Annotated in this window: 13 protein-coding genes; 9 read left to right on the top strand and 4 right to left on the bottom strand. The window is 40.6% G+C overall.

The features are described from left to right. Positions 1-164 precede the first annotated feature (164 nt). Both hpt and G8761_RS17370 read left to right on the top strand, forming a co-directional pair. A complete protein-coding gene (gene hpt / locus G8761_RS17375) occupies positions 165-695 on the top strand; it encodes a hypoxanthine phosphoribosyltransferase (protein ID WP_166028940.1) in 531 nt (176 codons plus the stop codon). Between the two features lie 210 nt (positions 696-905). Then, positions 906-1,385, top strand: a complete 480-nt coding sequence (locus G8761_RS17370) for a CarD family transcriptional regulator (RefSeq protein ID WP_166028952.1) — start codon at positions 906-908, stop codon at positions 1,383-1,385. 238 nt (positions 1,386-1,623) lie between these two features. Here the strand turns inward: G8761_RS17370 and G8761_RS17365 are convergent, their stop codons facing one another. The 4 genes from G8761_RS17365 to G8761_RS17350 form a co-directional block, all read right to left on the bottom strand. After that, positions 1,624-2,136, bottom strand: coding sequence for a DoxX family protein (locus tag G8761_RS17365; RefSeq protein ID WP_166028938.1), 513 nt, complete (start codon positions 2,134-2,136; stop codon positions 1,624-1,626). A 216-nt stretch (positions 2,137-2,352) separates the two neighbouring features. Continuing rightward, positions 2,353-3,273 carry a proline iminopeptidase-family hydrolase gene (locus G8761_RS17360; protein WP_166028936.1) on the bottom strand — a complete coding sequence of 307 codons (921 nt, stop codon included), beginning with the start codon at positions 3,271-3,273 and terminating at the stop codon, positions 2,353-2,355. Between the two features lie 270 nt (positions 3,274-3,543). After that, positions 3,544-4,935, bottom strand: a complete 1,392-nt coding sequence (locus G8761_RS17355) for an APC family permease (protein ID WP_166028934.1) — start codon at positions 4,933-4,935, stop codon at positions 3,544-3,546. A 41-nt stretch (positions 4,936-4,976) separates the two neighbouring features. After that, positions 4,977-5,624: a GntR family transcriptional regulator gene (locus G8761_RS17350; protein WP_166028932.1), complete on the bottom strand. Its 648-nt coding sequence runs from the start codon at positions 5,622-5,624 to the stop codon at positions 4,977-4,979. A gap of 214 nt (positions 5,625-5,838) precedes the next feature. Between G8761_RS17350 and G8761_RS17345 the strand changes: the two genes are divergently transcribed. From G8761_RS17345 to G8761_RS17315, 7 genes are all read left to right on the top strand, one after another. Then, positions 5,839-6,744, top strand: a complete 906-nt coding sequence (locus tag G8761_RS17345) for an acetamidase/formamidase family protein (protein WP_166028930.1) — start codon at positions 5,839-5,841, stop codon at positions 6,742-6,744. Positions 6,745-7,426: 682 nt separating this feature from the next. After that, complete coding sequence (locus G8761_RS17340; RefSeq protein WP_166028950.1) at positions 7,427-9,280, top strand: sigma 54-interacting transcriptional regulator; 1,854 nt, start codon at positions 7,427-7,429, stop codon at positions 9,278-9,280. Between the two features lie 130 nt (positions 9,281-9,410). Then, complete coding sequence (locus tag G8761_RS17335) at positions 9,411-10,586, top strand: iron-containing alcohol dehydrogenase (RefSeq protein WP_275940714.1); 1,176 nt, start codon at positions 9,411-9,413, stop codon at positions 10,584-10,586. 27 nt (positions 10,587-10,613) lie between these two features. After that, positions 10,614-12,074, top strand: a complete 1,461-nt coding sequence (locus G8761_RS17330) for a CoA-acylating methylmalonate-semialdehyde dehydrogenase (protein WP_166028926.1) — start codon at positions 10,614-10,616, stop codon at positions 12,072-12,074. 73 nt (positions 12,075-12,147) lie between these two features. After that, the gene (gene hisD, locus G8761_RS17325; RefSeq protein ID WP_166028925.1) at positions 12,148-13,440 is read left to right on the top strand and encodes a histidinol dehydrogenase; all 1,293 of its coding nucleotides are present in this window, start codon (positions 12,148-12,150) and stop codon (positions 13,438-13,440) included. Positions 13,441-13,627: 187 nt separating this feature from the next. Beyond that, on the top strand, positions 13,628-15,073 hold the full coding sequence (locus G8761_RS17320; RefSeq protein ID WP_166028923.1) for a GntP family permease: 1,446 nt from the start codon (positions 13,628-13,630) through the stop codon (positions 15,071-15,073). A 144-nt stretch (positions 15,074-15,217) separates the two neighbouring features. Continuing rightward, positions 15,218-15,979 carry an SDR family NAD(P)-dependent oxidoreductase gene (locus G8761_RS17315; protein WP_166028921.1) on the top strand — a complete coding sequence of 254 codons (762 nt, stop codon included), beginning with the start codon at positions 15,218-15,220 and terminating at the stop codon, positions 15,977-15,979. Positions 15,980-15,987: the final 8 nt, after the last annotated feature.

Below are 15,987 nucleotides of genomic sequence, written 5' to 3'. Positions count from 1 at the left end.
GTTTAAGGATTATGATTTGAGTGGAGTTTGTGTGTGGTTTCACAATTCCGTCAAAACATTTTGAACAAAATATTACAAGCATGATCTTAGGCTTGATAGCAGCAAGATTAATCAGTGGAAAAATAGGGGAAAATACGATAAAAGGATTATGAAGGGGTGAGGAAATGGGTTATAAAATCAAAAAAAGAATGATTACCGAGACGGAAATCAGACAAAGGGTAAAACAGCTTGCGGGAGAAATTCAGAACGACTTTGACAATGAGCCTATAACCTTAATTGTTGTTCTAAAAGGTTCTTTTGTATTTGCTGCCGATTTGATTCGCAAAATGAAGGGAGAAGTTACAGTCGATTTTATTTCGGTCACCAGCTATGGAAATGAAACAGAAACGTCCGGGAAGGTAAAACTTTTAAAAGATCTTGATGCTAATATAACTGGCCAGAATGTAGTAGTGGTTGAAGATATTATTGACAGCGGTCTTACACTAAACTTTTTGCTCGATCACTTAAAAATACATAAGCCAAAACAACTTAAGATTTGCACCCTTTTAGATAAACCTGAGAGAAGAAAAGTTGATTTGCCTGTAGATTATGTTGGCTTTGTTATACCAGATGAATTTATTGTGGGATATGGAATTGATTTTAGTCAGAAGTATCGTAATTTACCTTATATTGCGAGTGTGGAGCAAGAGAAATAAATGAATATAATTTTTGAAGCTGTTCAGCAATGAGCAGCTTTATTACAATTTTTGTAACCGCTTACTTTAAGACGGGAATTGGATTTTAAAAATTTATAACAATTGACCAAAAACTATTGACGAGTGGATTTTAAAAATGATAATATATATTATTTGATTAATTTTTTAAAAAGTGATATGATTAAAAGAGATTAACGGAGGTGGATGAATTTGTTCCAAATTGGCGACAACATTATATATCCAATGCACGGTGCAGGAACTATTGAAGGAATTGAAGAAAAAGAGATCCAGGGAGAGATACAAAAATATTTTGTTATCAAAATCTACGGGAATACCATGCAGGTGATGATTCCCCTTAAGAAGATCGACAATTCCAATATTCGTTTAGTTGCAGACGAGGATTATATGGAGGATGTATTGAACATTTTCCACAATGGAGAATCCGATTTGTCATTGCCATGGAAACAAAGATTCAAAATCAACACCGATAAAATGAGGACCGGACAATTAAAAGAAGGTGCCGAAGTATTTCGGGATTTATTAAGGATTAAAAAAGAAAAGTCACTTAATTCCGTTGAGAAGCAAATGCTCGAAAATGCCAAGAAGATATTTCTGGGTGAATTAGAATTAATCAAGGGAATTAATGAAGTGCAGGCTGTGGAACTTATAAAAAACAGCGTTCTAGTTTAAACTACACACTTCCGCTCCATTTCACCCCATTACCCCATATGAACTTCATAAATTTATTTTTCATTAAAAAGCACCTAACTCCCGCTGAGTAAGGTGCTTTTTGTATTTATATCAAGACTCGTGGATTTGATTACGAAAATTTTCCCTGAAAGGTAGTCTTAGGTTCCGGATGGGGAGAATGAGATTTGTCCTTGATAAGAAAATCACCTTACCCGGATGGAGTAAGGTGAACGTTCACTTAAGCACTTTGTTTGATTGTATAGTTGTTTCCTTTGTGTGCAGTTTTGCGGATGAAAGGAATCACCCATCGGTCTAAACCGATTTTTCCAGCGTTAAAGCCTGCAGCCAAGATAATGACACCAAGCAGGATATCCATTGGGTTAGAAGAAATAGTACCTGCCATTAGATAAGAGAAGTTCATTACTAGACCAAAGAACATAGCAGCTGTAGTTAAGCATCCAAGAATTAAGCCAATACCGACAAGCAATTCGCCCCAAGGAACTAAAACGTTGAAGATGTGAGCATTAGGAAGGGCGAAGCTTTTTAAGAAAGTAAGATAAGTTCCATAAAGAATGCTTCCATCTGGACCTTTTACTGGATTGCCGATCGCCCCTTTTAAAAATCCAGTAGCATCGAATCCGCCAGTGATTTTGTGAAGGCCAGCTTCGAACCAGGCGTAGCCAACGTACAAACGAATGAAAGTGAGAATGATAGCAGAGACTTTGTTTTGCCTTAAAGTTTGGTTAAACATTTTAAAGACCCCTTTATAAATTAGTATTAATAATGTGATTACATTGTCATTATAGTTTAAACATCATGTTTTGAGGGGAGTTTGTGCATGGTTTCACAAATCCGTCAAAACATTTTGAACAAAATATTACAGCTGATCATTCAAGCTCTTATTATTATTTTTTAGAATGGTACCATCAAAAAAAGACTCCAAAAAAGGAGTCTTTTTTAAAGCATATTAAGCTTTTACTGCCGGTTTAGCTTCGCCTTTAACAGGGCGGCCAGCTTCAACGTCTTTAATAAATTCTTTAATGAAGTTAAAGTAAACTTCTGGATCATCCCACATAGATAAATGGCTGCCGTTAGGGCAGATGCCTACGCGGGAATTTGGAATACGTCTCCCCATTTCCTTTTTGTCTTCAGGATTCATGGTGTCATATTTACCGCCAAGCAGCAAGGTAGGGACAGTAATATTGTGAATATCTTCCCAACGGTTCCAGTCTTTAAAGGTTCCGTTTACCATAAATTCATTCGGTCCCTGCATGGTATTGTAAATTTGCTCATTCATATGAGCAAAGCCTCTAACCACGGAGTCGGGCCAAGGATCAAGACGGCAGACATGCTGCTTGTTCAGATATTTATCAACCAATGCCTCATACTCCGGATTTTTAAAATCGCCCTGTGCCTCATATTGCTTCATTTTTGTAACAAGTTCAGCAGGAAGCTGGTCACGCAGGTGGTTAATATATTCTACATAGGAGGAAATGCTTGCAGTCATATTGGAAATGATTAAACCTTTAAGATTGTTTTGATACTTTAATGCATACTCAATACTTAGGAAACCGCCCCAAGAGGATCCAAATAAATAAAAGTCATCAAGATTCAGATATTTTCTTACTTCTTCTACTTCTTCTCTAAAACGGTCGATATCCCAAAGCTTTACATCATCTGGCTGGTCAGAATGATAGGAACCAAGCTGATCATAGAAATAAATTTCGATTCCTTCTGGAGGAAGGTGGTTTTCAAAGCATTCCAGGTATTCATGCGTACATCCAGGTCCCCCATGGAGCAATAAAACTTTAATCGGGCTTTCTCCTACTCTTCTTGTCCAAACATGGAATCCATTGCTTAAAGGTACAATTTTAGATTGTGCGTACATTTGGTTTTCCACCTTTCTTTTTTAAAAATGGCTGTGTTAAAAGTACATTGTTGATTCCGCTTGGTTGATTGGAGCGGAAGGCGCGAGACTCCTTCGGGAAAAGCGGGCCAAGGGAGACCCCGCAAGCGCAAAGCGCTGAGGAGGCTCCCCTGGCCCGAGGAAAACGAGCGCCGAGAGATAAAATCAACAGTCAAGGTAACATAGCGAAAAAAATAAATATGTATAACGAAAGCCCTGCCGTTGCAACATGGCTGGCAGAGCTTGGTTATCTTACAAATCTTTTAATTGAGGAACTATTTTATAACCTTTTGATTTAACCGCGCCAACGATTATTCCAATTGCCAGCCAGCTGAACCCAACAATAAATGTCACCTTATCAAAACCGGACCACACATAGGCTATGATGGCGAATCCTAAAAGAGGGAAGAGAACGTATTTTAAAACTGCGCCTAATCCACGTTCTTTCTTTTTAATATAGAAGTAAGCAAAAACAGTAATGTTCAAAAGCATGAAAGAAGTTAAGGCCCCAAAATTAACAAATTTAATGATTGTATCGATTTTCAAGACATTTGCAACAATCAATGATAAAAGTCCGACAAAAAGAGTTGCGTTAAATGGAGTCTTATACTTTGGATGAATTTTTCCTAAGAATGATGATCCAGGCAATAGCTTATCACGGCTCATGGAATATAGAATACGTGAAATGGCTGATTGTGCTGCAAGTGCATTGGCAATTCCAGCTGCGATTATGTTTACGATAATCAGCACGTAATAAAGGAATGGACCGCCGGCTTGTTTCGCAATATCAAAGAATCCCATATCCGGGTCCAGGTTTGTATATTTAGGATGAACAAGTGCAGCCATATAGGTTTGTACCATAAAAATTACTCCCAGAATGACGAGGGCAGCTATTGTAGCGCGGCCAACTGTTTTCTGAGGATTTTTCGTTTCCTCTGCCAAGGTACTGATCCCGTCAAATCCAAGGAAGCTTAAAACTGCGATAGAAGTAGCGGTTGCAATAAATCCAAGATTCAAGTGCTCTGGCTGATAAATTGGTGACAAGGAGAACCCGCCAGTTCCAAGGCCATCAACAAAAACAAACTTAACAGCATAACCGATAAAAATTAATAAGGCTATAATTTCAACACCTAATAAAATAAAATTTGTTTTTGCGGCAAGCTGTACGCCTCTTGCGTTTATTAGGGTGTTAATCGCGACAAACAGTACCACCCATACAATAGAAGGAACGGATGGGACAAGACTGTGGAGCCACATACCGGAAAAAGCGTAGAGCAGTGCTGGTGCTAAGATGTAATCAACGAGGATCATCCATCCAGCCAGGAAACCGATATGAGGATTTAATCCCCGCTGAACATAAGCATAAACGGAACCTGCAATAGGAAATTCCTTACTCATCCTGCTGTAGCTTAAAGCTGTAAAAACCATAGCAATAATACCAACGAGGTAAACTAATGGCACCATTCCAAAGCTTGATTGCGAAACGATTCCATACACACTCATTGGTGCGATCGGAACCATAAAAACCATTCCGTAAATTAATAAATCTTTAAATGTTAATACCCTGTTTAATTCCTGCTGATATTCTCTCTTTTCCAAGTTAGCCTGACCTGCGCCTTGGGCGTGTGTTTGTAATTCAGCCATATAAATACCTCCAAAAACCTATCTAATAATTTCATTTTTCATTAATTCCAGACAGCAAGAAGACTTTCTTTTCCCTGAAAATAATGGTTTTCCAAAGCTTTAATAAATTTTTCTTTATTTCCTTCCTTCAAAACATCTACCAATATTTCGTGGCTCTGAGGCAAATCTTCCACTTTTTCGCTTCCCAGCTCAAAAACCTGGGCAAAAATTAACTCGATAAGTGCATTATACGATTCCCAGTTTTTCTTTAAACGATGATAGTTTGGAAGATTGATAATTAACTCATGAAAGTCATGGTCGAGCTGGACCAGCATATCCTTCCGGTTTTCTATAGAGAACAATTTCATTTTTTCTATCAATTGTTCAAACTGGTTGATATGTTTATCGGTTAATTGGTCATATCCTAGCTCAATTGCGCTTTTTTCAAGATGAAAGCGAATATTATAAATTTCATGAATATCCGGTTCTTTTAATTGTGTAACAAACATTCCTTTTCTTGAAACATAGGTTACTAGGCCTTCCTGTTGAAGAATTCTCAGGCTTTCCCTTACAGGCCCCCGGCTAATATTAAGGTGAGTAGATACTTCTACCTCATTAATACGGGAACCTAATTTCAGATTTCCTTCAATAATCAGTTTTTTTATATTGCGGATTGCTTCTTCCTGTAATGTGGGCAATTGGATAACCATGTCCGAAAAAGTTTCCCCCCTTTTTAATAGTTAACTGTTAACAGTTTAATTCTACTATTTATTCTTGTCAATATTTTCAGAAATGTCACTTTCCTTTTCTGCGTTTTTGCTGTTATGCTGTAAAGTATAATGGGATTTTTAAATTATCTCAATTGTTTGACGAAAATAAGAAAACGAGTATAATTAAAATCAAATTTTGGGGGAGGAATAAAAAATGGCGGAAACAATAGAGTGCAAAAATTCTATTTATGCATTCAGTAAAGATAACGAGCCAATTCAAAAGGTTGGCTCCGGTGCACAAGTTATCATAGAGACATACGATTGCTTTCAAAATCAAATCACTTCTAACGACACCGAAATCAATTCTATAGATTGGAATCAAATTAATCCTGCAACAGGACCTATATATGTAGAATCTGCACAGCCGGGTGATATTCTCTCTGTTAAAATTGATAAAATCGAGTTAGGCCAGGAAGGTGTTTTGACTGTAGGGCCTGATCTTGGGGTTATGGGGCACCGACTGGAAAAGTTCGAAGCCAAGATGATTCCTATCCAGAACGGAAAGGCGATTTTTAATGATAAATTACATATCCCTTTAAATCCAATGATTGGTGTAATCGGCGTGGCTCCTGAGGGCGAGCCGGTTTCCTGCGGAACTCCCGGTGCACATGGCGGCAACATGGACACCAAACTCATTACAGAGGGTGCCACTATTTATTTCCCTGTTTTTGCTGAAGGTGCTCTTTTTGCGCTGGGTGATTTGCATGCGGCTATGGGCGACGGTGAAGTTGGAGTATCCGGAATAGAAATTCCAGCGAAGGTTACCGTAACGCTTGAGGTAATAAAAGGACATTCCCTTAAAAATCCTCTCTTAATTTCAGAGGAAGGGCTGGCAACGATTGTATCTGCTCCAACTTTGGATGAAGCAGCAAAAACAGCGGTTGAAGAAATGATAGATTTCCTATTGCCACACACTGACCTGACCCTCAGCCATCTTACTATGCTGATGAGTGCAGTTGGACAAAGCCAAATCTCGCAAATTGTAGATCCATTATTAACTGCGAGATTCTTCGTACCGAAATGGGTTTTGGATGCTTATAAGGTAGAACTGTTTAAATAAGGAACATTACCTTAGCTTGGCAGCATCACCAGCCAATTAAATTAAAATCAAAACAGCGGAATTCCAACGGAACCGCTGTTTTTTATGTACTTCCTTCCAATTTGGATGTTGTAAACGCTTTAAAAAAATTGTATTGTACAATAATAGTAGTTTTATTTTTTAATATTTTTGCTAAAAATAAAAGCCCGTATCGGGAAATGCTCCTTCATGAGTATGATGAATAACTATATTTTTTAAGAGGACAGGAAAAAAGGTCTTCATAAGCGGCAAATACCGAAAGGCTGAAATTCCTATAAAAATATTCTTTTAGGCTCTTTTCTAAAAGATTGATGCAAATAGAAGAAACTGTGAGTAAAAATAGACGAGACTCCCTGGAAATGCATTGCATTTCCTTCGTGCGTTGGCGATTTCAAGGGAGTTATTCAATGTCCTGCGGGAAAAGCAAGCCAGGCGGAGACCCCCGCAGGTCGTTAACGACCGTGGGGGCGTGCTCCTGCGCCAGAGAATATTCGAAGAAGTTAACCTTCATCTCGTCGCAAAGCTTCAAGTAGCTGCACACAGATGCTTATCACGAAGTTATCTACAGGCAGAAGCCTGATTGCCCGCGGAAAGCGAGTCAATTTTTGCTTTTATAAATAACAAATTTTACGAAAAGTCCTTCTTTTAAAAGGAGAATGAAATGATGATCAAGGATTATGAGAGATTAAGAGAACTTGATAACGCAGATCCCGTTTGGAAGTGGATGACACCGAATCCTTATACTGTTTTTTCGAATAATACCTTAAGAGATACCATTCTGCTGCTGCAGCAGTACCGAATTGATGGACTGCCTGTTATAGATGAAGAAAAAAAAGTAGTAGGAATCATAACCAAATCCAGACTGATGAGATGCTTTGTTGAGGGAGTATCACCGGATTCTCCAGTTTCAGAAGCAATGACCAGTTCAGTCGTAACGATAAGGCAAAACGAGTCGATTAATGCAGCTTATGGAATTCCCGTTGGACGCCTTCCTGTAGTAGATGAAGAGGGTAGAATTACCGGGATATTAACCAGGACAGATATTCTGCATTCCTATGCTTCCCATATTGATAAACTTGAGGAAACAGTCCATACTGCTTCCATATTAAATACTATTTTGGAAACCGCTTACGAAGGTATTGCTGTAATAGATTTAAATGGTATTATTAGAGAATTTAATGAAGCATATGCCCGTTTCCTTGGAATAAAGCGAGAAGATGCGATCGGACAACATGTTACTAACATTATAGAAAACACACGTCTCCATTTTGTGATTGAAACCGGAGTGGCTGAAAAGGGGTACATTCAGCGCATTCAGGGACAGGATATGGTTGTTCATAGGATTCCAATTTGGAGAGATGGAAAAGTAATCGGAGCAATCGGTATGTTGATTTTTCATGGAGTTTCCGAGCTTTACAACATCCTGGGCAGAATGCAGGAGCTTTCCCGTCAGGTAACTCAAAATATTCTGCCGGAGGAAACAATCAAGAGGGTAAATGGCGGATTTGAAGATATTATCGGCAATAGCTCTGAGCTGCAAAATGTAAAACGAATCGCCCGAAAGGCGGCTAATACACCGTCTACAGTATTGATTACCGGCGAAAGCGGAACAGGTAAAGAGATGTTTGCGAGCGCTATCCATAAGCTAAGTCCTTATGCAGAGGGTCCGTTTGTTAGTGTGAACTGTGCAGCCATACCAGAGCATCTATTGGAAGCAGAATTATTTGGCTATGAGGAAGGTGCGTTTACAGGTGCTAAAAAAGGCGGCAAGCCAGGGAAATTTGAACTTGCGCACAAAGGTACATTGTTTCTCGATGAGATTGGGGATATGCCGCCACTCATGCAATCGAAAATTCTTCGGGTACTTCAGGAACGTGAGGTAGAGCGTGTTGGTGGAGTAGGAAAGCATCATGTCGATGTCCGGATCGTTGCTGCTACTAACCGGCGTCTTGAAGATATGATCCAGAAAGGGGATTTCAGGGAAGATTTGTATTACCGTTTAAATATTATCAGATTGGCAATACCGCCCCTTAGAGAGCGGAAGGAAGACATTCCCTTATTATTGACGCATCATTTAAAGTTGTTTTGCAAACGGTTTGGACTGGAAAATAAAAATTTTTCAAAGGAAGCAATGTATGCTCTAATGAACTATCCGTGGCCCGGAAATGTGAGAGAGCTTGTGAATACAGTTGAAATGCTGGTGAGCCTTTCTGAATCGGACATCGTTCAGTCAGAAGATCTGCCGGAACGTTTCGGACGTACGATCATTACGAATCCCAAAATGCCTTTTGTACAAGATGATAATCAGGAAAGTACTGTTTTAATCAAGGTAAAACATTCAGTTCTCGAACGAGAAAAGGAACTTATTTTAAAAACACTGGCTGAAACGCACGGAAATAAGGCGGCGGCTGCAAGGAAATTAGGTATCCAGCGTTCCACTCTCTATGAAAAGTTAAAAAAACACAATATCACTACACTAGTGTCCGATTTATCGAACACTAATCGTACACTAGTGTAGGGTTATCCGGACGTATTTGTGTCGAAAATGTGCGGAAATCCCTCTTTTTTAAGTTGGCACACTTCTTGCAAGTATAGAAAGTGTACAGATAAAGGAGGGGAATGTTTTGAAAGGGTTTGCAGAATTTAGAATGCCAAAAGCGGTTTTCTATGGAAACGATTCTTTATCCAAACTCGGCGAGCAGGTTTCACTTCTTGGAAAGAAAGCGCTCATCGTCAGCGATAGAATCATGGAAAAGATCGGGAACGTGAAAAAGTGTCAGGATCTTCTTGATGAAGCAGGAATTTTTCATGTTGAATATCTCGAGGTCAACTCAGAGCCGACTGACGTTCATGTTGAAGAGGCTTTAAAAATTTGTATCGATAATCAATGTGATGTTATCGTGGCCATTGGCGGCGGAAGCTGTATGGACGCAGCGAAAGCTGTAGCAGTTGTCGCTACTAATGGAGGATATATTGGTGACTTCATGGGAGGAAAACGTCCGGTTGAAAAACGTCCGATTCCGCTTATTGCGATTCCGACAACCGCTGGTACTGGCTCCGAAGTAACAAATGTTACGGTTATTACCAATACTAAAGATGATATTAAAATGATGATTAAAAATCCGGCTTTTTTACCGGAAATGGCGATGGTTGATCCAATCCTTACTTATTCATCACCTGCGTCTGTAACTGCCGCAACTGGTGTTGATGCTCTATGTCACGCTATGGAAGCGTATATTTCCAGATTGGCGCAGCCTTTGACAGATAATATGGCAATTTCAGCAATAGAGCTTATAGTTAACAATCTGCGTACAGCCTACATAAATGGTGAAGATAAGGATGCAAGGGAAAAAATGGCGTTAGCCTCCATGCAGGCAGGACTTGCCTTTACAAATGCATCTGTTACTTTGGTTCATGGGATGTCCCGCCCGGTTGGTGCACTTTTCCATGTGCCACACGGAATTTCAAACGCGATGCTTTTACCTGCTGTACTTGAATTTACAAAAGAAAGTGCAGTGGACCGCTTAGCAGATATCGGCAAAATTTTAAGACCTGATTTGAAAACGCTGACAAACAGTGAACTTGCTGATGTTACCGTAAATGAGGTTAAAAAGCTTTGCCGTGATTTGAATATACCGAACATGAAAGATTATGGATTAGACAGCGAAAGATTTAACCAGGTAGTTTCCAAAATGGCAGATGACGCTCTTGCCAGCGGAAGCCCAGGCAATAATCCAAAGGTTCCAACGCACGAAGAAATTGTGGAGCTATACCACTATTGCTATAACTACGATTTTACCGTTCTTGAAACGGTTGCCAAATAATTTTAAAAACAGAGGGGAGAAATATTCATGCCAGCATCAGTTGAAACAAAAACTTTAAAGAACTTTATCGGGGGAGAATGGATTTCCTCTGTATCAGATAAAGCAGAGGCCGTTCCAAATCCGGCAACTGGGGAAATTCTTGCTAATGTTCCACTTTCAAGCCGTGAAGATCTTGACCGTGCAGTGGAAGTAGCGAAGGAAGCATTCCAGTCATGGAAAAACGTTGCTGTTCCTAAACGCGCAAGAATCCTGTTCCGTTATCAGCAGCTTCTTGTTGATCACTGGGATGAGCTTGCCCGCTTGATTACTACTGAAAATGGAAAAAATTATGATGAAGCATACGGAGAGGTACTTCGTGGTATCGAGTGTGTGGAATTTGCTGCAGGTGCTCCAACACTTATGATGGGTACTCAGCTTCCTGACATTGCAACAGGAATCGAGTCCGGAATGTACCGCTACCCAATCGGGGTTGTTGGCGGTATCACACCATTCAACTTCCCAATGATGGTGCCTTGCTGGATGTTCCCGTTAGCAATCGCTTGCGGTAATACATTCATTTTAAAACCTTCTGAGCGTACACCAATGCTTGCAAACCGCCTGGCTGAATTGTTCAAGGAAGCAGGACTTCCGGATGGCGTGTTGAATGTTGTTCACGGAGCTCATGATGTAGTTAATGGAATCCTTGAGCACAAAGATGTTAAAGCTGTTTCCTTTGTTGGATCTCAGCCGGTTGCTGAGTATGTATACAAAACAGCTGCTGCAAACGGAAAACGCGTTCAAGCTTTAGCTGGTGCGAAAAACCATACAATCGTTCTTCCAGATGCAGATCTTGATTTAACTGTTACAAACATTATCGGTGCAGCTTTCGGTTCTGCTGGTGAGCGCTGCATGGCTTGTTCCGTTGTTGTAGCTGTTGGGGATGTTGCAGATGAATTAGTCAGCCGCCTTGTTAAGGCTTGTGAGGAAATGACAATCGGTAATGGGCTTGAAAAAGGTAACTTCCTCGGACCAGTTATCCGTGAAGCTCATAAAGAAAAAACAGTTAAATACATCGAAATCGGTGAGTCTGAAGGTGCAATTCTTGTTCGCGACGGACGTAAGGATGAGGCTGTAAATGGCGATGGTTACTTTGTTGGACCAACTATTTTTGACAACGTAAATCCTGATATGAAAATCTGGCAGGATGAAATTTTTGCACCAGTGCTCTCCATCGTTCGTGCTGAGAATCTTACAGAAGCAATTGAAGTTGCAAACCAATCTGACTTCGCTAACGGCGCTTGCCTGTTCACTGACAGTGCAAAAGCTGTTCGCCAATTCCGTGAAAATATCGATGCTGGAATGCTTGGAATCAATATGGGAGTACCAGCTCCAATGGCATTCTTCCCATTCTCCGGCTATAAAAAGTCATTCTACGGTGACCTCCATGCAAACGGTAAAGACGGCGTAGAATTCTATACTCGTAAAAAGATGTTAACTGCAAGATATTAATAGAATATGTGAATGCCTTGGCGGGTTCATGAACCTGCCAAGGTTCCAATTCTTAACAGAAGGAGAGAGGGACATGGCGAAATTTTTAAAGACTGGTAAAACAAAAGAAGAGTTGGCTGTCCAGGCTGCTCAAGTATCAGAAACGGTTAAAAACATCCTTGATGATATTGAAAAAAATGGTGATGAAGCAGTAAGAAGATATTCAGAAAGCTTCGATAAGTGGTCTCCGGAAAGCTTTAAGCTATCCAAGGAACAAATTCAGGAAATCATCAGCTCAGTTCCTGAAAGTACCATCAATGATATTAAATTTGCTCAGGCCCAGATCCGTCGCTTCGCTGAAGCTCAAAAATCAGCTCTTCGTGATATCGAAGTAGAAACGCTGCCAGGTGTATTTTTGGGACACAGAAATATTCCGGTTAACAGTGTAGGCTGTTATATCCCCGGCGGAAGATACCCAATGGTTGCATCAGCACATATGAGTGTTCTTACTGCTAAAGTAGCAGGCGTTAAGCGAGTAATCGCTTGTACTCCACCTATTAACGGAGAAGTTCCTGCTGCAACAGTAGCAGCAATGGCACTTGCTGGTGCAGATGACATTTATCTTCTTGGCGGGGTTCAGGCAATGGCTGCAATGGCAATTGGAACAGAAACCATTGAGGGCGTGGATATGCTGGTTGGACCAGGAAACGCATTTGTTGCGGAAGCAAAACGCCAGCTGTTTGGCCGCGTAGGCATCGACCTTCTTGCAGGACCAACCGAAGTGCTGGTCATTGCTGATGAAACCTCTGATGCAGAGATTGTGGCTACCGACCTTTTAGGACAGGCTGAACATGGTCCTACTTCACCAGCTGCTTTAATCACAACTTCTGAAGAACTTGCTAATGAAACAGTTAAAGAGATTGAGCGTCAGCTTGAAACTCTTGCAACTGGTGATGTAGCGCGTGCTGCTTGGCAGGAATACGGCAAAATCATTGTTGTAGATAGCATTGAGGAAGCAGTAGTAGAGGCAGACAAGCTTGCTTATGAGCATGTGGAAGTTCTGACTGAGGATCCACGCTACTTCCTTGAGAACATGACCAACTATGGTGCGCTGTTCCTCGGACCTGAAACAAACGTTGCTTATGGTGATAAGGTAATTGGTACAAACCATACCCTTCCAACTAAAGGAGCTGCACGCTATACAGGCGGCTTATGGGTTGGTAAATTCCTAAAAACCTGCACCTATCAGGAAATCAGAACACCAGAAGCAAGTGCGATGATTGGTGAATATGCAGAGCGTCTTTGCAATCTTGAGAACTTCGCTGGACACCGCGAACAAGCACTCCTTCGTGTTCGTCGTTATAAAAAGGAATCAGTTACTAATTAATAGAGATAAAGAAGGGCGGTATGCTTTGATAAGCCGCCCTTATAAAAAAACCATATTTCCATAGTGGTAAATTTAGTAAAAATTAACTGAAATATTTTAATTTTTTGATTTGCAAAGGGGTTAATCCGGCTGTCATACAGCTGTTTTAATAAGGGAGAAATCACCACGAAAACTTAGGAGGAACTATATGGAACTGATTGTTATTCTACTTGCACTGGGGCTATTGATGTTTATTGCCTACAGAGGATTCTCTGTTATTTTATTTGCCCCGCTATGTGCTCTGTTTGCCGTATTGCTTACAGATCCATCTCATGTGCTGCCATTCTTTTCTAACATCTTTATGGAAAAAATGGTCGGATTTATTAAACTTTATTTCCCCGTATTCTTATTGGGGGCCATTTTTGGTAAGGTAGTTGAAACAACCGGGCTTGCAGCTTCTATTGCTAAATCTATCGTTAGAGCAGTTGGAGCAAAACGCGCAGTTCTTGCGATCGTATTGATGACTGCCATCCTAACTTACAGCGGAGTTAGTCTTTTCGTTGTTGCATTTGCAGCTTATCCATTTGCAGCTAAGTTATTCCAGGAGGCTAATATTCCAAAACGCCTTATTCCAGGCACGATTGCATTGGGAGCGCTTTCCTTCACAATGGATGCTCTTCCAGGTACACCGCAGATTCAAAACGTTATTCCAACAACGTTTTTCAAAACTGACATCTATGCCGCTCCAACTTTAGGTTTTATTGGTGCCATATTTGTATTCGTCATTGGAATGCTTTATCTTGAATCCCGCCGCAGGAAAGCTGCAAAAGCTGGTGAAGGCTATTTCGGAATTGGTGATACTGCAAAAGAACAAATGGCAGCTGCGGCTGAACAGGCTGCAATTTCACCTGCTTCCTTAACTTCAACTGAGACAGTAGGTATTGGGCGCCAGGTTCTTGCTTTTGTACCGCTTGTTCTTGTAGGGGTCATGAACAAGTTCTTTACCGTTTCCATTCCAAAATGGTATCCGAATGGATTTGATTTTTCAAAAATCGGCCTTGATGCATTTGGAAAGGTTGAACTGCCAACAGTTCTTGGCGTATGGTCTGTTGAACTAGCATTGGTAATCGGTATCTTAGCAACACTTTTATTCAATTTTAAAGCTGTTACAGTTGATTTTAAAACGTCACTAAATGCTGGTATCGGCGGAGCCTTGCTTGCTGCTATGAATACCGGTTCTGAATATGGTTTTGGTGGAATTATTTCCTCACTGCCGGGATTTGGTGTTGTTCGTGACGGCATTTCTCACACTTTTACAAATCCGTTAGTAAACGGTGCAGTAACAACTAACGTTCTTGCCGGTATTACCGGTTCTGCTTCAGGCGGTATGGGTATTGCACTTAGTGCAATGGGTGAGAAGTACGTGGAAGCCGCCAATCAGTTTGGTATTCCGATGGAAGTCATGCACCGTATCATTGCCATGGCATCCGGCGGTATGGATTCCCTTCCGCATAACGGTGCTGTTATCACCTTGCTTGCAGTCTGTGGATTGACTCATAAGCAGTCCTATAGGGACATTTTTGCAGTAACTGTTATTAAAACATTGGCCACATTCTTCGTTATCGGAGTTTACTCATTAACAGGCCTTATCTAAATACAGGAGGACAGGACACTATAAATTGGTGTCCTGTCTGTTTTAGCATATTTATATCACAAAAGTCCTGAACGTATAAGAAAAACAAGGGCATTCACCTAAACAACTTGGCGAATGCCGAGTTTTTTTAAGGAGGAGTATTACATGGATTATTTTTCAGAGCTTAGTGGCAAAAAGGTTTTAGTTACAGGGGGGAGTAAAGGGCTTGGCTTGGATATTGCCCTTGCTTTTGCTGATCTTGGAGCAAAGGTTGTCATTACGGGACGGCAGCAATTCGCTCTCGAGGAGGCCGTCAGCCGTTTAAAAGAATTACAGAGTGATAGTTCTTATATCACTGCTGATATGAAGGATGTTGCGAGTGTCCGAAAAATGGTAGATGAAGCCGCCGAACGAATGGGCGGTCTGGACATTCTGGTTAATAACGCTGGAGTAAATATTCCGAAGCCAGCTGAAGAAGTTACGGAAGAAGACTGGGACCAAATTATAGATACCAATTTAAAAGGTCTTTTCTTTTGCTCGCAGCAGGCGGGCAAATATATGATCCCGAATAAAAGCGGGAAAATTATCAATATCGTTTCTCAAATGGCTTTTGTTGGTTACTACAACAGAACAGCATACTGCTCTAGTAAAGGCGGGGCTGTTCAATTAACAAAAGCGCTTGCCGTTGAATGGGCAAAACACCATATTAAAGTAAATGCAGTAGCACCAACCTTTGTAGAAACAGAGATGACAAAAACAATGTTTGAGAATCGGGATTTTTATGAGGATGTAATGAATCGCATTCCTCTCGGTGAACTTGCCCGTCCTGCTGATATTACAGGTGCGGTCTTGTTCCTGGCTTCAAATATGGGAAACTTTATTACCGGTGAAACAATTAAAGTGGATGGCGGATGGACCGCTATTTAATAGAAAGG

The sequence above is a fragment of the Neobacillus terrae genome, from assembly GCF_011393025.1.
GTDB classification, from domain to species: Bacteria; Bacillota; Bacilli; order Bacillales; family Cytobacillaceae; genus Neobacillus_A; species Neobacillus_A terrae.
Note: the sequence above shows the minus strand (reverse complement) of the source record. Positions and strands in the feature narration are given on the sequence as shown.

What these genes read in the sequence shown, in the direction of transcription:
- hpt (WP_166028940.1), top strand. Translation starts at nt 165, where the DNA reads ATGGGTTATAAAATCAAAAAAAGAATGATTACCGAGACGGAAATCAGA.
- G8761_RS17365 (WP_166028938.1), bottom strand. Translation starts at nt 2,136, where the DNA reads ATGTTTAACCAAACTTTAAGGCAAAACAAAGTCTCTGCTATCATTCTC.
- G8761_RS17360 (WP_166028936.1), bottom strand. Translation starts at nt 3,273, where the DNA reads ATGTACGCACAATCTAAAATTGTACCTTTAAGCAATGGATTCCATGTT.
- G8761_RS17355 (WP_166028934.1), bottom strand. Translation starts at nt 4,935, where the DNA reads ATGGCTGAATTACAAACACACGCCCAAGGCGCAGGTCAGGCTAACTTG.
- G8761_RS17350 (WP_166028932.1), bottom strand. Translation starts at nt 5,624, where the DNA reads ATGGTTATCCAATTGCCCACATTACAGGAAGAAGCAATCCGCAATATA.
- G8761_RS17345 (WP_166028930.1), top strand. Translation starts at nt 5,839, where the DNA reads ATGGCGGAAACAATAGAGTGCAAAAATTCTATTTATGCATTCAGTAAA.
- G8761_RS17340 (WP_166028950.1), top strand. Translation starts at nt 7,427, where the DNA reads ATGATCAAGGATTATGAGAGATTAAGAGAACTTGATAACGCAGATCCC.
- G8761_RS17335 (WP_275940714.1), top strand. Translation starts at nt 9,411, where the DNA reads ATGCCAAAAGCGGTTTTCTATGGAAACGATTCTTTATCCAAACTCGGC.
- G8761_RS17330 (WP_166028926.1), top strand. Translation starts at nt 10,614, where the DNA reads ATGCCAGCATCAGTTGAAACAAAAACTTTAAAGAACTTTATCGGGGGA.
- hisD (WP_166028925.1), top strand. Translation starts at nt 12,148, where the DNA reads ATGGCGAAATTTTTAAAGACTGGTAAAACAAAAGAAGAGTTGGCTGTC.
- G8761_RS17320 (WP_166028923.1), top strand. Translation starts at nt 13,628, where the DNA reads ATGGAACTGATTGTTATTCTACTTGCACTGGGGCTATTGATGTTTATT.
- G8761_RS17315 (WP_166028921.1), top strand. Translation starts at nt 15,218, where the DNA reads ATGGATTATTTTTCAGAGCTTAGTGGCAAAAAGGTTTTAGTTACAGGG.